The organism is Polaromonas sp. JS666, from assembly GCF_000013865.1.
GTDB lineage: Bacteria > Pseudomonadota > Gammaproteobacteria > Burkholderiales > Burkholderiaceae_C > Polaromonas.
On sequence record NC_007948.1, the window covers coordinates 3,493,459 to 3,513,333 of the forward strand.

Consider the following 19,875-nt stretch of genomic DNA (forward strand, 5'->3'; position numbering starts at 1 on the left):
GTCCATGCCCACTTTTGCACTCCTGACCCACCGCAGTCCTGACGACATCCTGGCCTGGCGCGACGGCCAGGCCATCACCGTGCGCCAGTTCCTCGGCGACGTCCGGCATCTGGCTGCCGCGCTGCCGGCCGGCAAGCACATGCTCAATGCCTGCACCGACCGCTATCACTTCACGGTGGGCCTGGGCGCCGCGCTGCTAAGCCGGAAGATCAGCCTGCTGCCGCCGACCCACACACCCGAAATGATGCGCCAGATGCAGGCCGTTGCACCCGACGTGTTCTGCCTGTCCGACACCTTTCATGAGGTAGGCCTGCCGGGCTTTGTTTACCAGCAAGCCTTTGCGCAAGGCCCGGTAGATGTCGACCCTGACGCGCCCTGCGAGATTCCACACCTGCCCGGTGACCAGCCGGTGGCCGATGTATTCACCTCGGGCTCGACCGGCGTACCGCTGCCGCACCGCAAGACCTGGGGGGCACTGGCGCAGGGTGCGCGCGCCGAGGCGCTGCGGCTGGGCCTGAGCCTGGATGAAGGCCGCCCTTACAGCATTGTGGGCACCGTGCCGCCCCAGCATATGTTCGGCTTTGAATCGACGGTGCTGTTGCCGCTACAAAGCGGCGCGGCCATCCATGCGGGGCACCCGTTTTACCCCGCCGACATCGTCAGTGCCATCCGCGCCGTCACCCGCCCCCGGCTGCTGGTCACCACGCCCGTGCATTTGCGGGTGTTGATGTCCGCTGACGCCGAACTGCCTGCGCTGGACCTGCTGCTGTCGGCCACCGCGCCGCTGGAACCCCAACTGGCGCAAACCTGCGAAAGCCGTTTTACCGCCCCGCTATTTGAAATTTACGGCTCCACCGAAACCGGCCAGATCGCCTCGCGGCGAAGCGCCCAGACCCGTGAATGGGAGCTGTTCCCCGACGTCAGCCTGACCCCGCGAGGCGACCGCATGTGGGCTGGCGGGGGCCATGTCGCACCGCCCATGCCCATGCACGACGTGCTCGAGCTGATCGACGACCTGCGGTTTTTGCTGCATGGGCGCCTGGGCGACCTGATCAATATTGCCGGCAAGCGCAATTCGCTGGCCTACCTGAACCATCAGCTGACCTGCATTCCCGGCGTGCTCGACGGTGCCTTTTTCATGCCTGATGACGGCGGCCACGGCGCCGTGGTGCGCCTGATGGCCTTTGCGGTGGCGCCCGGCCTATCGGCCGCCGCACTGCAGGCTGCGCTGAAGGAGCGCATTGACCCAGTGTTCCTGCCGCGCCCCCTGGTGTTGCTGGACGCCCTGCCGCGCAACAGCACCGGAAAACTCCCGCGCGAGGCACTCCAGGCACTGGCCCGGCGGCACCAGGCGCCTGCGGGCGGAGGAACCGGCCACCATGCAGGGTGAAACCACCTTGACCATTGCCGCCGATCATCCGGCCTTCCCGGGGCACTTTCCGGGCCGCCCGATTGTGCCGGGCGTGCTGCTGCTCGACGCTGCCCTGCATGCCGTGCAGCAGGCCTGCCAGAGCCTGGGTGAAACAACGGTGTCCGGACCAGCCGCGCATTGCCAGATTGCCACGGCCAAATTCCTGAGTCCGGTGCAGCCCGGCGAAACCTTGACCATCTCGTACACCCGCACGGACAAGGGCCTCACCCGCTTCGAGATCGCCTGCAGCGGACGCCCGGTAGCGAGCGGCGCGTTTGCCTTCGGGAGCGCTGCATGAGCTCCTCGCCAGGCGCCCGGGAAGACAGCCCGCTTTCGTCGACTGGCGGGGCCGTGCCACAAGCCGCCTGGCGGCAACGCCCCGAGCGCAGCAACATGCTGATGCTGCGCGTGATGACCTGGATTTCGCTGCGCCTGGGCCGCAGCGCCGGCCGCTGTGTGCTCTACGGCATCGCTGCCTACTTCCTGATTGCCAACGCGGCGGCACGGCGGGCCTCGCGGGATTACCTGCGCCGGGTGCTGCAGCTGCCCGACACCGCGCGGGTCGGCTGGCGCCATGTGTTCCGGCATTTCCTGAGCTTTGCCTCGACCATTCATGACCGGATCTACCTGATCAACGACCGCTTCAACCTGTTTGATATCCGCGTTCACCAGGAACACCTGGTGGCTGAGCTGACCGCTGCGCACCAAGGCGTGTTTTTGATGGGCGCCCATGCCGGCAGTTTTGAAGTGCTGCGCGCTATCGGTCGCCGGCAACCCGGCCTGCGCGTGGCCATGGTGATGTACGAGGAAAACGCGCGCAAACTCAACGCCGCCCTGAGCGCCATCAACCCTACGGCGCAGCAGGACATCGTCCCGCTGGGCCATGCCGATTCGATGCTCCGGGTCAACGACCTGCTGTCGACCGGCAGCGTTGTCGGCATGCTCGCCGACCGCCGCCTGAACCGTGACGCGACCCGTCCCATACCGTTTCTTGGCGAGCCCGCCGAGTTTCCCGTCGGTCCGTTCCGGATGGCGGCGATTTTGCGGCGTCCGGTGTTTTTCATGGTCGGGCTGTACCGTGGCGGCAATCGCTACGATATCCACTTTGAAACGCTGGCCGATTTTTCCAGCATTGCCGCGGGCGGACGCGAGGCCGCGGTGCAGGCCGCGATGGCACGTTACGCGCTGCTGCTGGAGCAGCATTGCCGCGCGGCACCGTACAACTGGTTCAACTTTTTTGACTTCTGGCAGGCGGACCATCCGTTGCCCGCCGCAAACCCGGTTCCGCCCCATGATTGAAACGCTTGAAACGCTTGAAACGCAGTCACCGATGATCAGGCCCGTGCCAGGCCTGAAGGTTTTCCTGGCCGGAGCCGGTCTGCTGCTGGGCCTGTGCTGCGCACCGGCCTTCGCTGCCTGGGACGTGACGCAGCTGATGCAGGCGCTGGCCCAGAACAAGTCGGGCCGTGCCAGTTTTGTCGAAACCAAATACATCGCCCTGCTCGACAAGCCGGTGGAGTCATCGGGTGAGCTGCTCTACACCGCCCCCGACCGGCTGGAAAAACGCACGCTCAAGCCCAGGCCCGAGTCGATGCTGATTGAAAGCGGCAGCCTCACCGTCGAGCGCGGCAAGCGCCGCATGGTGTTGCGCCTGCAGGAGCACCCGGAGCTTGCCGCCTTCACCGAGAGCATACGCGGCACGCTGGCCGGGGACGTGGTCGCGCTCAAGCGCATCTACAACCTGGATCTGGAAGGCAGCGAAGAGCGCTGGACCCTCACCTTGCGCCCCGTCGAAACCAAAATGCTGGAGGTGGTGCAGCGCATTCGCATTGCCGGCAGCCGTGCGGAGGTCAAGTCGATTGAAATCGAGCAAGCCGACAAGGACCGCTCGGTGATGGTCATCGACAAGCTGGCCGCTCCATGATGGCCAGGCTTCTCCGGCGCCAGTTCTTGCCGGTCTGGATCTGGCTGGCGTTTTTGCTGGCCTGCGGCGCCATCATCAGCCGCACGCCCATCACCACCGACCTGTCGGCATTCTTGCCGCGCAATCCTACGACCGAGCAGCAACTGCTGATGGATCAACTGCGTGAAGGCCTGGCCTCACGGCTGATTCTGGTGGGCATCGAAGGCGCCGATGCGCCCACGCGTGCCCGACTGTCCAAAGCAGTGGCCCAGCGCCTGCGCGCCGATTCTGCCTTTGTCTCCATCAACAATGGCGAGCCGGTCAACACCGAGCGCGACCGCGCTTACCTGTTCAACAACCGCTACCTGCTCAGCCCGGCGGTGACGCCCGAACGCTTCAGTGCCGAGGGCCTGCATGCGGCGCTGGGCGAAAGCATCGATCTGCTGGCCTCGCCCGCCGGCTTGCTGATGAAGTCCATGCTGCCCCGCGACCCGACCGGCGAAATGGTGCAGCTGCTCGGCGAACTCGACAACGGCAAACACCCGCCCCTGGTCGACGGCACCTGGGCCTCGAGCGACGGTGCGCGCGCCCTGATGCTGCTACAAACGCGAGCGGCGGGCTCGGACACCGATGCCCAGCAAAGCGCCATGGCCGCCATCCGGCAGGCGTTTGATGCAGCGCCCCAGGCAAGTCCTGACGCCCGGCTGGTGATGAGCGGCCCCGGCGTGTTTTCTGTGACATCGCGCGAGACCATCCGAAGCCAGGTCAGCCGGCTGTCCCTGATCAGCGTTGTGCTCATTGCCACGCTGCTGTTGCTGGTCTATCGCTCGCTGACGGCGCTGGCCCTGGGTTTTCTGCCTGTCCTCAGCGGTGTGCTGGCCGGTGTTGCAGCGGTGAGCCTGGGTTTTGGAACGGTGCACGGCATCACCCTGGGCTTCGGCACCGCCTTGATTGGCGAGGCGGTGGACTATTCGATCTACCTCTTTGTGCAGTCCGAACAGGCCGGCGCTGACCCGCAAAACTGGGTCAAGCGCTTCTGGCCCACGGTGCGGCTCGGCGTGCTGACCTCGATATTCGGCTTTGCCTCGCTACTGCTGTCGGGCTTTCCCGGTCTGGCGCAACTCGGCCTGTACGCGATTGCCGGCCTGGTCGCCGCCGCGACCATGACCCGCTTTGTGCTGCCCCACCTGCTGCCAGCGAAGTTCCGCATCCATGATGTATCGGCGGTCGGCCGCCTGCTGAGCCGCCTGACGCTGCGCGCCGCGGCGCTGCGCTGGCCAGCGGCGGTCCTCCTGCTGGCGGCCTGCGCCGTACTGGTCGGCCAGCGCGCCACCTTGCTGAATGAGAAAATTTCCTCGCTGAGCCCGGTGTCGCAGGCCGAGGTGGCGCTGGACGAGCGCTTGCGCGCCGACATGGGCGCGCCCGATGTGCGTTACCTGGTGGTGGTATCCGGCACCAGCCGGGAATCCGTGCTGCATGACTCCGAACTGGTTTCCGCGCTGCTGCAGACGCAGGTCGATCAGGGCGATCTGGCCGGTTTTGAAAGCCCCAGCCGCTATCTTCCGAGCACAGCCACCCAGCGCGCCCGCCAGGCCAGCCTGCCTCCGCCTGGCGAGTTGCAGGCGCGCCTGACGCAAGCCGTTCAGGAGCTGCCGGTCCGAGCGCAACTGTTCACGCCATTTCTTGCCGACGTTGAAGCCACCCGCAGCAGACCCCTGCTGCTGCCGGGCGACCTGGAGCGAACCTCGATGGCGATGGCGGTAGATGCGCTGCTGCTGCGGCAGGATCGAGGCTGGACGGCCTTGCTGCCGCTCAACGCCCCTGAGGGCGCCGGCATCCACGCCGGAAAGATTCGCGCAGCCCTGGCTACCACGGGCCTGCCGAATGCGCTGTTTGTCGACCTGAAGGCCGAGTCCGACCGGCTGTATTCGGGCTACCTGCATGAAGCCGCGCTGCTCTCGCTGGGTGGGTTGGTGGCCATCGTCGCTCTGCTGCTGCTGGTGTTCCGCTCGCCGATGCGCGTGCTGCGCACCATCGCGCCGCTGGCCGCCGCCGTGGTGACAGTCACCGCCGGGCTGGCCCTGTTTGGCCAGCAATTGACCATTTTGCATCTGGTGGGCTTGCTGCTGGTGGTGGCTGTGGGCTCCAACTACGCGCTGTTTTTTGACCGGCCCGAACCGCAGGAACCCATTTCCCATCGCACCCTGGCCTCTATGCTGCTGGCCAACCTCACCACCGTTGCAGGTTTTGGGCTGCTGGCTTTTTCCAAGGTATCCATACTGCACGCCATGGGTGTGACCGTGGCACCGGGCGTCATCCTGGCGCTCGTCTATGCCGCCATTTTTGCGAGGCCATCCCGTGCCTGATCCGCGCTGGCACTCCACGCCGCTGATCCGCGCATCCCTTGCGCTGCATGGGCTGGCACTGGTCGCCGTCGTCGCCGTGCCCGGGTTGTGGCGCTGGGCGCTGGCCGCCGTGGTGGCCAATCACCTGCTGATCGCCGCCGCTGGCCTGTGGCCGCGCAGCCACTGGCTGGGGCCGAACTGGACACGGCTGCCCGCCGCCGCCACGGCCAGACATGAAATCGCCCTGACCATCGACGATGGCCCTGACCCCGTCGTCACCCCGCGGGTGCTGGACCTGCTCGATCGCCATGCGGTCAAGGCCACGTTTTTCTGCATCGGCGAACTGGCCGCGCGCTATCCGGAGCTGTGCCGCGAAATCGTCCGGCGCGGACATGCGGTCGAAAATCACAGCCAGCATCACCGCCATTATTTTTCCGTGATGGGCCCGCGCGGCCTGGCGCGGGAACTGCAAGCCGCGCAAGAAACGCTCACCCGAATCTGCGGCCAGCGACCGCTGTTCTTTCGTGCCCCGGCCGGCTTGCGCAACCCCTTCCTGGAGCCGGTGCTGGCCCGCTTCGGGCTCAGGCTTGCTACTTGGTCCGCACGGGGGTTCGACACCCGCATCGACGACGTTGATCGCGTCAAAAGCAGCCTGCTGCGCGGCCTGCGGGCGGGCGCCATCCTGCTGCTGCACGACGGCCATGCCGCGCGCACCCCGCAGGGCGTGCCCGTGATTCTCGCGGTGTTGCCGGGCGTGCTCGACGCTGCGGCCGCCGCCGGCCTGCGTGTTGTCACCTTGCGCCAGGCCCTGTCATGACTGCCTCGTCCGGCTGGTTTTCATGCAAGCAGCAGGTGGTGAAATGCACACCCTGATCACGCACCCGCCCGCAACAGCCTGGTACCGTCAGGCTGCCGCGGTGATCCCCCAGCATCTCTACCTGAAAAGCGTGGGCACGACGCTTTTTATCAGCCTGTTTTTTGTCGCCTACTTTTACCTGCTCAAAAACCCCGCTCACACCACCACGGTGATGCCCGTCATCGGACTGGATCACCTGATCAGCTTCGAGCCGCTGGCCCTGCCGCTCTATCTCTCTCTGTGGGTCTATGTATCCCTGCTGCCGGCCTTTTTCTCGTCACGGCGAGAACTCTGCCGCTATGGCGCTGCCATGGCGTTGATGTGCCTGGCCGGCTTGGCCATTTTCTATTTCTGGCCCACCGCCGCCCCCCAGCCAAATATCGACTGGAGCCAGTACCCTGATGTGGGTCTGCTGAAGAGTCTCGATGCCTCGGGCAATGCCTGCCCTTCCCTGCATGTCGCCACCGCGTTTTTCTCGGGCTTCTGGCTGCATCACCTGATGCGTCAATTCCGTGCGCCGCTGTGGATACACCTGGTCAACTGGACCTGGTGCGTCGGCATCATCTATTCGACGCTGGCAGTCCGCCAGCATGTGGTGGTAGACGTCGCCGGAGGCCTTGTACTGGGCGGCTTGGCCGCCTGGCTGTCACTGCGTGGGCGCGGGGCCGCAAAGCGCCCGGACTTCGAAGCCGCCACAGGGCCGGGGGCAAGGACCGGCAAGGTTTCGCCTTGAAGCCCCGCCTGATGCGCCACATTCTGTGGTTCAAACCCTGTATTTGCTAACATCTCAGTTCATTTTTTGATTGGCTAGTTTTTTCTGAACCCGCTCTGGCTTTCTCATTTCACCGCCACCAGCTGCATCGGCCAAGGCCTGGGCGAGACGCTGGCTTCGCTGCGGGCGCAGCGCAGCGGCCTGAAGCCCTGCGACTTCGATTCGGCTGACCTGCCCACCTGGATTGGGGCCGTCGAGGGCCTGGCCGACGAAGTCTTGCCCGCCGAACTCCAGGCCTTCGATTGCCGCAACAACCGGCTGGCCCGGCTGGCCCTGCGGCAAGACAATTTCGAACTGGCGGTACGGGACGTGGCCGCACGCGTGGGACACCGGCGAATCGGCATCTTTCTGGGCACCAGCACCTCCGGCATCCTGCAGACCGAGCTTGCCTACAGGCAACGGGACCCCGCCACCGGCGCGCTGCCCGCCAGCTTTATTTATGCATCCACGCACAACCCCTACTCGGTGACGGCCTTCGTGCGCGAGTATTTCCGTCTCGAAGGGCCGGCGGTGACGGTGTCTTCGGCCTGCTCTTCCAGCGCCAAGGTCTTCGCTTCGGCCCGCCGCATGATGGCCGCCGGGCTGATTGACGCGGCCGTCGTCGGCGGGGTGGATTCTCTGTGCCTGACCACGCTGTACGGTTTCAACTCGCTGGACCTGCTGTCCCGCAGCCCGTGCCAACCCTTTGACGCCGCGCGCAAGGGTATCTCCATTGGAGAAGGCGCCGCCTTTGCCTTGCTGGAAAGAAGCCCCGGCAGCCTGGACGCCAAGGCGGTTCTCCTGCGCGGCACCGGTGAGTCCAGCGATGCGCACCACATGTCGGCGCCGCATCCGGAAGGGCTGGGCGCCGTCATGGCGATGCGGCAGGCACTGGCCAGCGCGGGCCTGCAGCCCGGCGAGATCGACTACATCAACCTGCACGGCACGGCCACCCCGTCCAACGACGCGGCAGAAAGCAAAGCGGTCGCCGCCGTGTTTGGCGAGCATGCACAGCCCTGCAGTTCGACCAAGGGGGCGACTGGCCACACGCTGGGCGCGGCTGGCGGCATAGAGGCCGTGATCAGCGCGCTGGCCCTGCAGCAGGGCTTCATGCCGGGCGGCGTCAACACCGACAACGTAGACCCCAGCCTGCCGGTCAACTACCTGCTGAAAAACCGCGATCAGGCGCTGACGCATGTGCTCAGCAATTCCTTTGGTTTCGGCGGCACCAACTGCAGCCTTGTTTTTGGCCGCGCCGGCTGAATGCCGAATACGTGAAACGCCGGACATGACTGCATCCAACCCACCCGCCGCCAGCCCGCTCACGGTTTTTGTCGAGGGCATAGGGCTGATAGGCCCCGGTTTTTCCAACTGGGAAGAAGGCCGCCAGCACCTGGCGGGCCTGACACCTTATGTCTCGCAAAAAACGCTGCTGCCATCGCCAATGTCGCTGCCACCTGCAGAACGCCGGCGCGCCGGTGCGGTCATCAAGGTTTCACTGGCGGTCGGCCATGAGGCGGTTGACGCGGCCGGACTGAGCGCCGCCGAACTGCCCTCGGTGTTCAGCTCCTCGAGTGGTGACGGCATCAATTGCCACGAGATCTGCTCGGCGCTGGCCTCCAGCGACCGGCTGATTTCGCCCACCCGCTTTCACAACTCGGTGCACAACGCGGCATCGGGTTACTGGAGCATTTCCACCGGCGCCATGCCGCCTTCGTCCGTGCTGTGCGCCTACGACGGCAGTTTTGCCGCTGGCCTGCTGGAAGCGATGACGCAGGCCGTCATCGACGACACCCCGGTGCTGCTGGTGGCCTACGACACCGACTACCCGGAACCGCTGCGCAGCAAGCGGCCGGTGCCCGACACGATGGGCGTGGCGCTGGTCATCCGCCCCGGCGCCAGCGCACGCAGCCTGGCGCGCATCACGCTGCAGGGCGGCAACGGCCTGACCACGGCTGCGGCCACGGTGATGAGCGACGCCGGGCTGGAGTTCCTGCGCCAGACCATTCCGGCCGCGCGCGCCTTGCCCCTGCTGCAGGCTCTTGCCCAGCAGCAGGCGGCGGCGCTGGTTCTGGATTACCTGGACGGCACGCAACTGGCGCTGGAAGTCGCGCCGCCATGAACAGACCGCAGACCCTGAACCGGGACGACATCGCCCGCCGCATTCCGCATCAAGGCAGCATGTGCCTGCTCGACACCGTCACGGCCTGGGACGACAGCCACATCCGTTGCCAGGCCAGCAGCCACCGCGCGCCCGACCACCCGCTGCGGGCCCATGGCCGGCTGGGAGCGGCCTGCGGGGTGGAATATGCGGCGCAAGCCATGGCGGTGCACGGCACCCTGATGGCCGAGGCGGCTGCGGGCACTGCCGGCGGCAGCACAGCACCGCGCGCCGGCTACCTGGCCAGCATGCGCAGCGTGAACCTGTACGTCGACCGGCTGGACACGGTGCCCGGCCCCCTGACGGTCAGCGCGGAGCGGATGACCGGGGACGCCAACACCGTGCTGTACAGCTTCACGGTTCAGGCCGGCGCCCAGACCCTGCTCAGCGGGCGCGCGGTTGTCGTGCTCGATGCGGCCCTGCTGCCGAGTCCCGTCAACAGCAGCGGCGGCAGCGCGGGCTGAACCAGCCGGCCCTTCAAGGACACCTTCATGACCCCTCCCCTCAAACGCGCACTTGTCACCGGCGGCAGCGGCGGCATCGGCTCGGCCATCTGCCGGCGCCTGGCGGCCGACGGCTTCAGCGTCATTGTTCATGCCAACAGCCATCTGGCCACGGCGCAGGCCGTGGCGGCCAGCATCGCGGCCGACGGCGGTCAGGCGCAGGCCGTGGCTTTTGATGTCACCGATGCGTCCGCCACGGCGGCGGCGCTCGAGTCCCTGCTCGAACAGGGGCCCATCCAGGTGCTGGTCAACAACGCCGGCATCCACGACGACGCCGTGTTCCCCGGCATGCAGCTGTCCCAATGGCAGCGCGTGCTCGATGTGTCGCTCAACGGCTTTTTCCATGTCACCCAACCCCTGACGCTGCCGATGATACGGACCCGCTGGGGCCGCATCATCACCATCACCTCTGTGGCCGCCGTGGCCGGCAATCGGGGCCAGGTCAACTATTCGGCGGCCAAGGGAGCCCTGCACGCCGCCACCAAATCGCTGGCCCTCGAAGTAGCCAGCCGCGGCATCACGGTCAATGCCGTGGCGCCGGGCATCATTGACACGGCCATGAGCAATAGCAGCTTCAGTGCTGACGTCATCGAACGCATGGTGCCGATGAAGCGGGCCGGCAAGGCCGAAGAAGTGGCTGACCTCGTGGGCTTTTTGGCCTCGGAACGCGCGGCCTACATCAGCGGGCAGATCATTTCCATCAATGGCGGCATGATCTGACCCCCGAACCGGCAGTTATCCGCTTGACTGTTTAAAAAGACGTGTAAAACTGGCTGATCCAGCGTCAACGGCAATCACCTCAAGGGGAGAGCACAACGCACTCCATCAAGCCCCCCGGGGGGCGCCTGGCCGCGTTGCTCCTCCTTGCAGGCATCAGCCTGCGTCATCGTCGCACCTTGCCAACGCACGCCCATGACGGCCCACACCCGGCGCGTCCAACTGCCGTTTCAGGTCTACAGGTAAATGCCCCATGAAGACTTCCGAACCCGTCCCTACGACGCATGCACCCCATATTCCGCTCACTGATTACTACCAGACAGAGCAGGATAGACAAGCCTATTTGCGCAAGATTTTTGACAATACCGCTGCGGATTACGACCGTATCGAGGCGATGTTGGCATGGGGCACTGGTTCCCGTTACCGGCACCAGGCCCTGATCCGGGGCGGTTTGCAAGCGGGCATGAAAGTGCTCGATGTGGGTGTGGGAACCGGCCTGGTTGCGGCGCAGGCCTGCCTCCTGGCCGGCGATCCCGCCTTGGTCACCGGGGTTGATCCCAGCCCCGGCATGATGGCGGCCAGCAAGCTGCCCAAGACCATGGTGCTGATGGAGGGCCGGGCCGAATCATTGCCTTTTCCGGACAACCACTTTGATTTCCTGAGCATGGGCTATGCACTTCGCCACATCAGTGACCTGGGTGTGGCGTTTGCAGAGTTTCAACGGGTATTGAAGCCCGGTGGCCGTCTGTGCATCCTTGAAATAACCCAGGCGAAAAGCGGCTTGGGGCAGTGGCTGCTCAAAACTTACATGCGGGGTGTGATACCGCTGCTGACGCGGTTTATTTCCCGGGAAAAAGATACAGCAACGATCTGGCGTTACTACTGGGACAGCATAGAAGCCTGCGTCCCTCCCGAACAAGTCATGGCCACACTGAGGGCGGCCGGGCTGACGCAGGTCAAGCAACACCTGGAGGTTGGCGTGTTTTCGGAATACCAGGCGATCAAACCCGGGAACGCCAGTTGACGGCCTGCCGCAGGAAGGCAGGCATCATGAGCACTGGCTTTGGGACGAACACCGTCACCAGGAGGGGAAGCGCCAGCCCAGCCTGAACCGTCAGTACTCACTGGCTGCGCTCAACTGCCGCTCCAGCAAAAAACTCCCAGGATTGTTCATGGGCGCCCGAACAAGCGCCTCGCCAGCAACACGGGCAGACGCAGCACAAACCCCAGAAACAGGCGCGAGTGCATCCAGGTCAGCAAGAGGTTGTCGCGCAGGTAATTGAAGTGCGAGACCCCGCCTTCGTCGGCGCGGAAATATTTGACCGTGGCCGGCAGGTTGACCGGCTTGACGCCGCGCCAGCACATGCGCACCACTGCCTCGGGGTCAAAGTCAAAACGGCGCATCCAGCGCTGCCCGTGCATCACCTGGCGCAGCGGCTCGATCGGGTAGACGCGAAAGCCGAACAGCGAATCGCCAATGCCGGCCCACAGGGTTTCCAGGTTGGCCCAACCGTTAGACACCTTGCGGCCGTTGACGCGCAGCCGCGGCGCATCGGCCGCGAACACCGGCACGCCCAGCACCATGGCGGCGGGCTGGGCGGCAGAGGCGGCCATGAAGTCGGGAATCAGGGGCGCCGGGTGCTGGCCATCGGAGTCCATCGTCAACACATGCGTGAAGCCTTGCGCCGCGGCCAGGTCCAGCCCGTGCAGCACGGCAGCGCCCTTGCCGACGTTGTGCGGCAGCACCAGCACCCGCAGGCCTTCATCCTGCGCCGCCATCGCCTGCAGGCCTGCGGCGCTGGCATCGGTGCTGCCATCGACCACGACCCAGACAGGCGTCCACTGCGCGCGTGCCGAACGCACCGTGTCATAGACCTTGGGGCCGGGGTTGTAGCTGGGAATCAGGACAAGGTGCGTGCGGGACGCGCTGGGCAACAAGGCATTCATGGACACGAAAGAAGGGCAAAAGGAGAAAACGAAAGCGGCCCAATTCAGGCCGGCGGTGCCTTGACCGGAAAGTCGGGCAACTGCGCATGCGCCAACTCGGCCTGGAAGTATTGCTCCAGCTCGCTGACAAAACGCGCCGTATGCTGGGGCGGATCAAACCGCTTGCCAAGCCGGACCCGGTAAGTGATGGGCATTTTAGGCGTCCACAGGAGTGACCAGCCTTTACCCAGAAAAGCCGAATCGGTTTCGATAAAAACCGTCTGCACCGGCACGCCGGCATTTTTGGCGATCAGCCCCGTCGTCCCCTGCATCGCACCCACAGGAAACCGGTTGGTGCGCGTGCCCTCCGGAAACAGCAGCAAATGACTACCCTGGCGTAAATCGGCAACGCCCAATTGCACCATGGTACGAATCGGCGTGTTGCGGATGTAGCCGGTCAGCCGGGCCCCCGCGCCGAAGAAGACGCTGTTGACCAGTTCGGCCTTCATGATGCAGGCTGCATTGGGCAGGCGCGACAAAATCATCACCGCATCGAGCAGCGACGGATGGTTGGGCGCAATGACCATGGCCGGCTCACCCCGCAGCGCATCGAGTTCCGACAGGTCGAAGCGGCAGGCGCCCATCAGCGTCAGAACCCGCAGATAGCCCCGGGCTGTTGCAGCGACCAGCTTGCGGCCCAGCCGTTTGCTGAGCACGCGCGGTAACAGGGCGCGCATCGGAAAGGCCAGCAGCGACACGACCAGACAGATCACGCCCAGCAGCACAAAGCCCAGGTGCAGTCTCAGCGTTTGATGCAGGCCCATGCGTCTGGCATGCAGTGCGAGGTGCCGGTCAAGGGCAGCGTTCGGTTTGTGTTCCACCATATAGTCAGTCGCGCGCAGCCTTCAACGGGCGAGCCCCGGGCCGTCCACAACACGGATGTTCGCCTTGCGCAGGCGCATAGCCTGCCACGAGCGCTTGAAGTTCAAGGCCGAGGCAATATAAAAAATGCCCTTGAGCACCGCCAGCGAACCCCAGATCGGCGTTTTGCCAAAAATATCGCCGGCCAGCATCGACAGCAGGGCTTCCTTGACGCGCCACACATTGCTGGGCGCCATAAACATGTCGCGCATGGTCGGGTTGGTCACGCGGTAGATGAACCACGAAAACTCTTTGGGGCCCAGCCGCACCTGCTGGTCAAAATGCGCCAGTGCCGACGCGGCTTTGGCGGGTTCGCGCAGGCAGGTATCGACCGTCTCGGCCCCGACAAAGCCGCCCTGCATCGCCAGCATCACGCCGGACGAAAACACCGGGTCAATGAAGGTGAAGGCATCGCCAATCATCACGTAATTGGGGCCGTGCGTGCGATCGCAGGCGTAGGAGAAATTGCCGGTCGCCTCCACTTCGGAGGCCAGCGTCGCATGGGCCAGCCGCTCGCTCAGGGCCGGGCACATCGCAATCGTGTCGAGGAAAAAATCCCTGACGGGCTTGGTCCGGCTCTTCAAATAATGCGGCCAGACCACCGCACCAATGCTGGTGAAGCCGTCCGCCAACGGGATCAGCCAGAACCAGCCATGCTCGAACCAGAAGATGGTGATGTTGCCTTCGTCCTGGCCCGGATGCCGGATTGCACCGGTGAAGTGCCCATAGAGCGCGGAGCTGTTGTGTTTGGGATTGCGGCGTTTGACGTCGAACTGCTTGCCCAGCAAGGTGTCCCGCCCCGAGGCGTCCACGACAAAGCGGGCACGCCAGTGCTGCGTGCGGCCATCCTCGTGCTGCGCATGCACCGTGGCGCTGCCATGGTCGGCCGCAAACGCGACGTCCTTGACGCGGCAACCTTCAATGACTTCGGCACCCAGGCGGGCGGCATTGCGGATCAGGATTTCGTCGAACTCGGAGCGCCGCACCTGGTAGGAAAACGGCATGGACTTGTCCCAGGCGTCGCCGAACTTGAAGGTCTGGCTCTTGGCCTCATGCCAGGGCGAGACAAATTCGGCGCCCCATTTCTCCATGCCGATGGCCTTGACGGCGTCGGCCACACCGAGTTTTTCAAACAGCGGCAGGTTGGCCGGCAGCAGCGACTCGCCAATGTGAAAGCGCGGGTGATGTTCTTTTTCGAGGACCACGACCTTGTGCCCCCGCTGCGCCAGCAACGCTCCCGCTGTGGCCCCCGCCGGACCACCACCGATCACCAGTACGTCGCATTCGCTCAGGGTTTCCGGGAATGAGGGGGTTGGAGAACTCTGCTCGGTCATGGCGTGTCTTTCGTTGGGTACCGCCAGGCTGCGGCGTTGGGTCCCGGCAGGGTGGTCAGCCCCCGCCCGTCAGGTCGGTGAGCCTGCGGCACGGATGCACATCAACTGCAGAGAATTGACAGAAATCCGGCAACCGGGCCAATTTACCACGCATCCAGCGACCGATTTACCGCACCTCCGGCGTCCGGCATTGGGTAAAGTGTGCGCAACGCACCATGACCCGCCCCTCGCCCGCCCTGGACACCCCGCCACCACTGGCTCTGTGCCTGCAGGGCCAGGCTCGGGACTGGTTGCGGGTGGCCCTGAGCCAGTATGTAACCAATGGTCTCACGGTCTCGCTGGGCTTGGTGCTGTTCATGCCGGCCATCTTCGAGGCTGCCGGCCCGGCCGCGGCCTCTACCGCCGCGGTCGGTGTCTTGGTCACCAGCCTGCGGCAAGCAGCGGCCCGTGCGCTAGCCTGAAGCCCCCCGAAGCCCCCCTGAAGCCGGACCGGGACAGGCCGCATCGATAATGCAGTTTCGAGCACAGTTCGCCGCTATTGCGCATTAACGAGCGTCGACGATTGATATGGCCCACTGAACCGCACGAAATACCACCAAAGCATGAGTGAAACAATCCGGGTGACCCCAGAACACACCAATCCCTCCGGGCCACTTTAGCGCTACGCCCCCATGATGACCCATCATTGCCGTACCCGCATGGATGAAGACTCTCCAGCCCTTTTTAGAATTTTTGCCAGCGAAACTGCTAGCTCACTTTTGAACATCCATCTCACTGGATAATCGGAGTAGCCGCAGGGGTAGCGCGCAAGGTAAATAAGTCGCTCTTTTAAAATCGAAAGACGGCCGTTACATGCTGATACCATCGCCAGTATCTTTCAATCGCCCGCCATACCCAGCATTGGTGCCATGCGAATGGTGTGGTGGAGTTAAAAAATTGTCCGGAGTATTCCCTTGCAGCCTGCAGCAACTACCGTAACTCCGTTTCTAAAGTGGGCTGGGGGGAAAAGGTGGCTTATCGAAAAGCATCCCTATCTACTTGGTGGAAAGTTCACCAGATTCATTGAGCCCTTTGTTGGCGGGGGCGCGGTTTTCTTTAGCCTACAACCCGACTCTGCCATCCTATGTGACAAAAATGAAAAGTTGATTGAGGTTTATGCGACCATCAAATCAAACTGGCAACGCGTGGAAGATCTTCTCGTGGAGCATCAGAACAAGCACTCGCCTGAATATTATTACGAGATAAGGTCCAAAGACTATAGGACGCCTGAGACGCGTACGGCTCAACTAATTTATCTCAATAGGACTTGTTGGAATGGGTTGTACCGTGTCAATAAGAAAGGCGAATTCAATGTTCCGGTCGGAACAAAGCAGACCGTAATTCTTCAAACCGATAACTTTGAAGGTGTGGCATCAATTCTGAAACGGGCCGAGTTGATTTGTGGTGACTTCGACGTTGCTATGAGCAAAGCTGGGGAAAACGATTTTGTATTTGTTGACCCCCCATACACAGTGAAGCACAACTACAACGGCTTCGTAAAGTACAACGAAAATATATTCTCTTGGGACGACCAACTACGGCTGCGGGATGCTGTGAAAGCGGCCATTTCGCGCGGTGCAAAGGTTTTGGTCACGAACGCTTGCCATGAAAGCATTAAGCGGATCTATGCTGGCATTGGAGAAATGTGTACCGTTGATAGAGCAAGCGTAATTGCCGGAAAAGCGTCTGCGCGCGGCAGGTACGAGGAGGTGATCATCAAATGTTTCTGAAAGTTCTTGGTCGTATTCCACTTCTGCAGTGCTTGACTTACTTTCCGGCCCAGGCTCATAAGTCGGCAAGCAAGAAATTTTTCGCTCTACTATTTTTAACCAGTCTGCCGGTCATAGTTGCCGCCATGCTCGCGCCAATCCCGGAGGGTGATGCCGGTGCCTTTGCAAAGCTTCTGATCAAGCTGAAAGACTCAATAACTGTATCTGAGCTTTTCGTTTATTCGGCAGCGTTCCTGACGCCGATTCTCTATCTTCACTATGAACGTTTCAGTGACGTACCCAGATCTCAAATTGCTGAGAAATTGGTAAAGGAAGCTAAGGGCATATTTAGTGGATACGGGCTAGTTGCATTACTGGCCTTGCTTTTTATCGTTTTCACCGCTATAGCATTTAGCAGCACTAAGACCGACGCGGCGTACTTTCAAAAAAGTTTCCTGAACTACTACTTAGTCGAGTACTCACTTGAAGTCTATATTTTTTCGCTTTATTGTTTTTATCTGACCCTGCTAGATGGCGCAAATGCCGGTAACTTTGTCGTAGTAAATCGAAAAAAAGAAGATGACATAGAGATTGAATTCGCGGAGAGATTGAGGAAACGGGAATTAGAAAAATGACGACCAAAATCAAATTGCCAGTGCTGTTGGTGCGGCAGCCGATAGGGGATTTTTATATCGCGTCGATCAGAGCACAGGACCTTATCGATTTGTCTTACTCAGACGTTAGACGCCTTGTTCAAGATGAACGGGACTTGGAGCGCTACCTTGGTATTCAGAGACCACTTAGCAACAAACGCGTAAAAGAAATCCGCGAGTACATCGGCGGCGATGACGCGACATTCCCCACAGCGGTCATCCTCGCAGTCGATGAAAAATGCGCTGAATTTGAGGCGACCGGCTTAAATTGCGGATTTCTTACCTTGAAAGAATTTGAACCAGATCTCGACTCCGAAGAAGCCGTTCCTTACGATCGCATAGCGAAGGTCATAGATGGACAGCATCGAATTGCGGCATTTTTGGATGATGAAAAAGAATGGCAGTATGGATACGGAAAAAACTTTGACATCAACGTTTCGATTTTTATTGGTGCCGACGTTTCGGAGCAAGCAAACATTTTTGCCACCGTCAACCTCGCCCAGACAAAGGTTAGCAAGAACCTTGTTTACGATCTAACAGAACTAGCAAAAACGCCTAGTCCTCACAAGACATGTCACAACGTAGCAGTTGCCCTCGATCGACAACGCTTAAGTCCACTTTACAAAAGGATAAAGCGGCTTGGCACCGCAACACCAGGTCGAAGTAAAGAACCGTTAACCCAAGCTTCATTTGTTGAATCGTTGGTTAAATTCATATCTATTAATCCAGGAAAAGATCGGAATGCGCTCCTCTCTGGAATCAAGATCGACAGAGCCTCTGCAGCAGAGCTTCAAAAATGTCCTTTTAGGAACCTCTTCCTTGATGGCCGGGAGGTAGACATCATTGAAATTATCTACAACTACTTCAAAGCAATTGAAGAGAAGTGGCCACGGTCATGGGGGGAGCCAGACAGAGTCGGGAATTTGTTGCCTCGCTCCAATGCTTTTAAGGCGTTTATGATTTATTTGCGGGAAGATGTTTACCCCGCGTTGGTTCAAGGTAACTTTGGCGCTATTCCGACAACCGAAGATTTTAGAAAGTCGCTTTCCCACATTGAAGCCACGGATACCGACTTCACCAAACGCAACTTTGCACCTGGCAGCGGTGGTCAATCAACATTCTTGAAGATGTTGCGTGGACAAATCAATCTTTATGACATGCTGGAATAGTCGCCCAAGGCAAATAGGAACTTTATAAATTTGACACTACATCCTCATATAGGGCATGTTAGCCTGGGCAACTAGGGTGGCACATCATGATGCATAGCATCTTGTGGAAGCCCTGCATTGTCGTGAGGCCAGCACGATTGAGTACCAAGGTGACCATTGGTGTTCGAACTGAGGAAGTTTGCCACCCCACCAGACCCAGAGCTGTTCACTTCTAGGCAAAAAGGCTACAAAGAGCCTGAGCGGGCGGTATGCCGCGCAGAGCACTGTCTTAGGGAACTGCAGCGCTTGCAGCTAGACCGGGGATATACCGGATGGTTTCTAGGAAGAAGGTGAGTGGGTGTGCAGGGGTTGCCGTTTCGGTGGGTAGGCAATTAGCCCTTCGAACTTTGGGCCTCAGTCGACATTCCCATGCCAAGGAACTCCAATCCCGTCATATGCAAGATAATTGCCTTTGGCAGATAGCCGTGGATCAGACAATCCTGGATATCAACTCCGCGACAAACAGTTTTTCCGTTCTCGTGTCTTCAGTTTTGGCGCTAAATTGGTGGAATTTTGCCAATCAAATTTGCTGAATTGCAACGCGTAAAAGGAAGATAGAGATTGATAGACAAGGTCGTGAAAAGTTGACGAAAAGCGAAAAAACAACCAGCCTACAAAGGGAGAATAGGATAACGTCGCCTCACACGCCCATGATGCAGCAGTACCTTGGCATCAAGGCCGGTTACCCCGACACGCTGGTTTTCTACCGCATGGGTGACTTTTACGAAGTCTTTTTCGCCGATGCCGAAAAAGCCGCGCGCCTGCTCGACATCACGCTGACGCGGCGCGGCCAGTCGGGCGGCGAGCCGGTGGTGATGGCCGGCGTGCCCTTTCATTCGCTGGAAGGCTACCTGGCCAAACTGATCAAGCTCGGCGAGTCCGTCGCCATCTGCAAGCAGGTCGGTGACGTCGCGACATCCAAGGGCCCGGTCGAGCGCAAGGTGGTGCGCGTGGTAACGCCTGGCACGCTGACCGATACCGAGCTGCTGAACGACAAGGCCGAATCGATTTTCTGGCCGTGCACCAAGGCGCGCGCGACACCTGCGGGCTGGCCTGGCTGAGCGCTACGCAGGGTGAAATTCACCTGACCCATTGCACCAATGACGGTGACATCGCCGTGACCTGGGCTCTGGATGGGCACGGCATCCTCATGCGTGCCGAGTGGGACATAGCCAAATACCTCAGAAGCGGGCGGCTGCAGCAGGTGTTGAAAAACTACAGGACGCCGCCGGCCGACATCTACGCCGTGTATCCCCAACGGCATCAACTCGCCAGGCGAGTACGGGTCTTCGTGGATTTTCTTTGTCAGTCGTTCGAACGGAAATCGATCATCCAGACCGTTTGAAGATGAGTGCCTCCATCAGAAGATGTCTGCTGTGGCGCCTGGCGTAGCTGACCTGGTTGGCCTGGTTGGCAACCAGCTGGACACCACTGCAGT

Annotated in this window: 18 protein-coding genes and 2 pseudogenes; 17 read left to right on the top strand and 3 right to left on the bottom strand. The window is 61.6% G+C overall.

Translation table 11 applies throughout. The features are described 5' to 3' along the window. The first annotated feature begins 4 nt into the window (after positions 1 to 4). From BPRO_RS16485 to BPRO_RS16540, 11 genes and pseudogenes are all read left to right on the top strand, one after another. Positions 5 to 1,709, top strand: a pseudogene (locus BPRO_RS16485) (AMP-binding protein). Then, positions 1,706 to 2,710 (top strand): acyl-CoA synthetase, encoded by a 1,005-nt coding sequence (locus tag BPRO_RS16495; RefSeq protein ID WP_011484206.1) that lies wholly within the window; start codon positions 1,706 to 1,708, stop codon positions 2,708 to 2,710. Before BPRO_RS16485 ends, BPRO_RS16495 begins: the two are co-directional and overlap by 4 nt. Continuing rightward, on the top strand, positions 2,703 to 3,335 hold the full coding sequence (locus BPRO_RS16500) for a LolA-related protein (RefSeq protein ID WP_011484207.1): 633 nt from the start codon (positions 2,703 to 2,705) through the stop codon (positions 3,333 to 3,335). Before BPRO_RS16495 ends, BPRO_RS16500 begins: the two co-directional genes overlap by 8 nt. After that, on the top strand, positions 3,332 to 5,680 hold the full coding sequence (locus tag BPRO_RS16505; RefSeq protein ID WP_011484208.1) for an MMPL family transporter: 2,349 nt from the start codon (positions 3,332 to 3,334) through the stop codon (positions 5,678 to 5,680). Before BPRO_RS16500 ends, BPRO_RS16505 begins: the two co-directional genes overlap by 4 nt. After that, entirely contained in the window at positions 5,646 to 6,476 is an 831-nt protein-coding gene (locus tag BPRO_RS16510; RefSeq protein ID WP_049764137.1) for a polysaccharide deacetylase family protein, read from the top strand. The genes BPRO_RS16505 and BPRO_RS16510 overlap by 35 nt, the downstream gene beginning before the upstream one ends. Before the next feature lie 43 nt (positions 6,477 to 6,519). Further along, positions 6,520 to 7,248, top strand: coding sequence for a phosphatase PAP2 family protein (locus BPRO_RS16515; protein ID WP_011484210.1), 729 nt, complete (start codon positions 6,520 to 6,522; stop codon positions 7,246 to 7,248). A gap of 84 nt (positions 7,249 to 7,332) precedes the next feature. Then, positions 7,333 to 8,529 (top strand): beta-ketoacyl-[acyl-carrier-protein] synthase family protein, encoded by a 1,197-nt coding sequence (locus tag BPRO_RS16520; protein ID WP_041388891.1) that lies wholly within the window; start codon positions 7,333 to 7,335, stop codon positions 8,527 to 8,529. A 25-nt stretch (positions 8,530 to 8,554) separates the two neighbouring features. Then, positions 8,555 to 9,388: a beta-ketoacyl synthase chain length factor gene (locus BPRO_RS16525; protein WP_011484211.1), complete on the top strand. Its 834-nt coding sequence runs from the start codon at positions 8,555 to 8,557 to the stop codon at positions 9,386 to 9,388. Beyond that, positions 9,385 to 9,891, top strand: coding sequence for a hotdog family protein (locus BPRO_RS16530; protein ID WP_011484212.1), 507 nt, complete (start codon positions 9,385 to 9,387; stop codon positions 9,889 to 9,891). Before BPRO_RS16525 ends, BPRO_RS16530 begins: the two co-directional genes overlap by 4 nt. Before the next feature lie 27 nt (positions 9,892 to 9,918). Continuing rightward, on the top strand, positions 9,919 to 10,650 hold the full coding sequence (fabG, locus tag BPRO_RS16535) for a 3-oxoacyl-ACP reductase FabG (protein WP_011484213.1): 732 nt from the start codon (positions 9,919 to 9,921) through the stop codon (positions 10,648 to 10,650). 250 nt (positions 10,651 to 10,900) lie between these two features. Continuing rightward, positions 10,901 to 11,671 (top strand): class I SAM-dependent methyltransferase, encoded by a 771-nt coding sequence (locus tag BPRO_RS16540; RefSeq protein WP_011484214.1) that lies wholly within the window; start codon positions 10,901 to 10,903, stop codon positions 11,669 to 11,671. A 146-nt stretch (positions 11,672 to 11,817) separates the two neighbouring features. On the opposite strand, the gene BPRO_RS16545 is transcribed toward BPRO_RS16540, so the two are convergent. The 3 genes from BPRO_RS16545 to BPRO_RS16555 form a co-directional block, all read right to left on the bottom strand. Continuing rightward, on the bottom strand, positions 11,818 to 12,594 hold the full coding sequence (locus BPRO_RS16545; protein WP_011484215.1) for a glycosyltransferase family 2 protein: 777 nt from the start codon (positions 12,592 to 12,594) through the stop codon (positions 11,818 to 11,820). A gap of 44 nt (positions 12,595 to 12,638) precedes the next feature. Continuing rightward, positions 12,639 to 13,397 carry a lysophospholipid acyltransferase family protein gene (locus BPRO_RS16550; RefSeq protein WP_041389960.1) on the bottom strand — a complete coding sequence of 253 codons (759 nt, stop codon included), beginning with the start codon at positions 13,395 to 13,397 and terminating at the stop codon, positions 12,639 to 12,641. Positions 13,398 to 13,478: 81 nt separating this feature from the next. Then, on the bottom strand, positions 13,479 to 14,828 hold the full coding sequence (locus tag BPRO_RS16555) for an NAD(P)/FAD-dependent oxidoreductase (RefSeq protein ID WP_011484217.1): 1,350 nt from the start codon (positions 14,826 to 14,828) through the stop codon (positions 13,479 to 13,481). A gap of 215 nt (positions 14,829 to 15,043) precedes the next feature. On the opposite strand from BPRO_RS16555, the gene BPRO_RS16560 reads away from it, so the two are divergent. From BPRO_RS16560 to BPRO_RS30155, 6 genes and pseudogenes are all read left to right on the top strand, one after another. Beyond that, positions 15,044 to 15,289: a hypothetical protein gene (locus BPRO_RS16560; protein ID WP_011484218.1), complete on the top strand. Its 246-nt coding sequence runs from the start codon at positions 15,044 to 15,046 to the stop codon at positions 15,287 to 15,289. A gap of 492 nt (positions 15,290 to 15,781) precedes the next feature. Beyond that, entirely contained in the window at positions 15,782 to 16,597 is an 816-nt protein-coding gene (locus BPRO_RS16565) for a DNA adenine methylase (protein WP_011484219.1), read from the top strand. Further along, positions 16,588 to 17,211: a hypothetical protein gene (locus BPRO_RS16570; RefSeq protein WP_011484220.1), complete on the top strand. Its 624-nt coding sequence runs from the start codon at positions 16,588 to 16,590 to the stop codon at positions 17,209 to 17,211. Before BPRO_RS16565 ends, BPRO_RS16570 begins: the two co-directional genes overlap by 10 nt. Next, the gene (locus BPRO_RS16575) at positions 17,208 to 18,398 is read left to right on the top strand and encodes a DGQHR domain-containing protein (RefSeq protein ID WP_011484221.1); all 1,191 of its coding nucleotides are present in this window, start codon (positions 17,208 to 17,210) and stop codon (positions 18,396 to 18,398) included. Before BPRO_RS16570 ends, BPRO_RS16575 begins: the two co-directional genes overlap by 4 nt. Before the next feature lie 689 nt (positions 18,399 to 19,087). Beyond that, positions 19,088 to 19,498, top strand: coding sequence for a hypothetical protein (locus tag BPRO_RS16580; protein WP_041388892.1), 411 nt, complete (start codon positions 19,088 to 19,090; stop codon positions 19,496 to 19,498). 35 nt (positions 19,499 to 19,533) lie between these two features. Further along, positions 19,534 to 19,782, top strand: a pseudogene (locus BPRO_RS30155) (LysR substrate-binding domain-containing protein); the annotation flags it as partial. Positions 19,783 to 19,875 lie beyond the last annotated feature (93 nt).

What these genes read in the sequence shown, in the direction of transcription:
- BPRO_RS16495 (WP_011484206.1), top strand. Translation starts at nt 1,706, where the DNA reads ATGAGCTCCTCGCCAGGCGCCCGGGAAGACAGCCCGCTTTCGTCGACT.
- BPRO_RS16500 (WP_011484207.1), top strand. Translation starts at nt 2,703, where the DNA reads ATGATTGAAACGCTTGAAACGCTTGAAACGCAGTCACCGATGATCAGG.
- BPRO_RS16505 (WP_011484208.1), top strand. Translation starts at nt 3,332, where the DNA reads ATGATGGCCAGGCTTCTCCGGCGCCAGTTCTTGCCGGTCTGGATCTGG.
- BPRO_RS16510 (WP_049764137.1), top strand. Translation starts at nt 5,646, where the DNA reads ATGCCGCCATTTTTGCGAGGCCATCCCGTGCCTGATCCGCGCTGGCAC.
- BPRO_RS16515 (WP_011484210.1), top strand. Translation starts at nt 6,520, where the DNA reads ATGCACACCCTGATCACGCACCCGCCCGCAACAGCCTGGTACCGTCAG.
- BPRO_RS16525 (WP_011484211.1), top strand. Translation starts at nt 8,555, where the DNA reads ATGACTGCATCCAACCCACCCGCCGCCAGCCCGCTCACGGTTTTTGTC.
- BPRO_RS16530 (WP_011484212.1), top strand. Translation starts at nt 9,385, where the DNA reads ATGAACAGACCGCAGACCCTGAACCGGGACGACATCGCCCGCCGCATT.
- fabG (WP_011484213.1), top strand. Translation starts at nt 9,919, where the DNA reads ATGACCCCTCCCCTCAAACGCGCACTTGTCACCGGCGGCAGCGGCGGC.
- BPRO_RS16540 (WP_011484214.1), top strand. Translation starts at nt 10,901, where the DNA reads ATGAAGACTTCCGAACCCGTCCCTACGACGCATGCACCCCATATTCCG.
- BPRO_RS16545 (WP_011484215.1), bottom strand. Translation starts at nt 12,594, where the DNA reads ATGAATGCCTTGTTGCCCAGCGCGTCCCGCACGCACCTTGTCCTGATT.
- BPRO_RS16550 (WP_041389960.1), bottom strand. Translation starts at nt 13,397, where the DNA reads ATGGGCCTGCATCAAACGCTGAGACTGCACCTGGGCTTTGTGCTGCTG.
- BPRO_RS16555 (WP_011484217.1), bottom strand. Translation starts at nt 14,828, where the DNA reads ATGACCGAGCAGAGTTCTCCAACCCCCTCATTCCCGGAAACCCTGAGC.
- BPRO_RS16560 (WP_011484218.1), top strand. Translation starts at nt 15,044, where the DNA reads ATGACCCGCCCCTCGCCCGCCCTGGACACCCCGCCACCACTGGCTCTG.
- BPRO_RS16570 (WP_011484220.1), top strand. Translation starts at nt 16,588, where the DNA reads ATGTTTCTGAAAGTTCTTGGTCGTATTCCACTTCTGCAGTGCTTGACT.
- BPRO_RS16575 (WP_011484221.1), top strand. Translation starts at nt 17,208, where the DNA reads ATGACGACCAAAATCAAATTGCCAGTGCTGTTGGTGCGGCAGCCGATA.
- BPRO_RS16580 (WP_041388892.1), top strand. Translation starts at nt 19,088, where the DNA reads ATGATGCAGCAGTACCTTGGCATCAAGGCCGGTTACCCCGACACGCTG.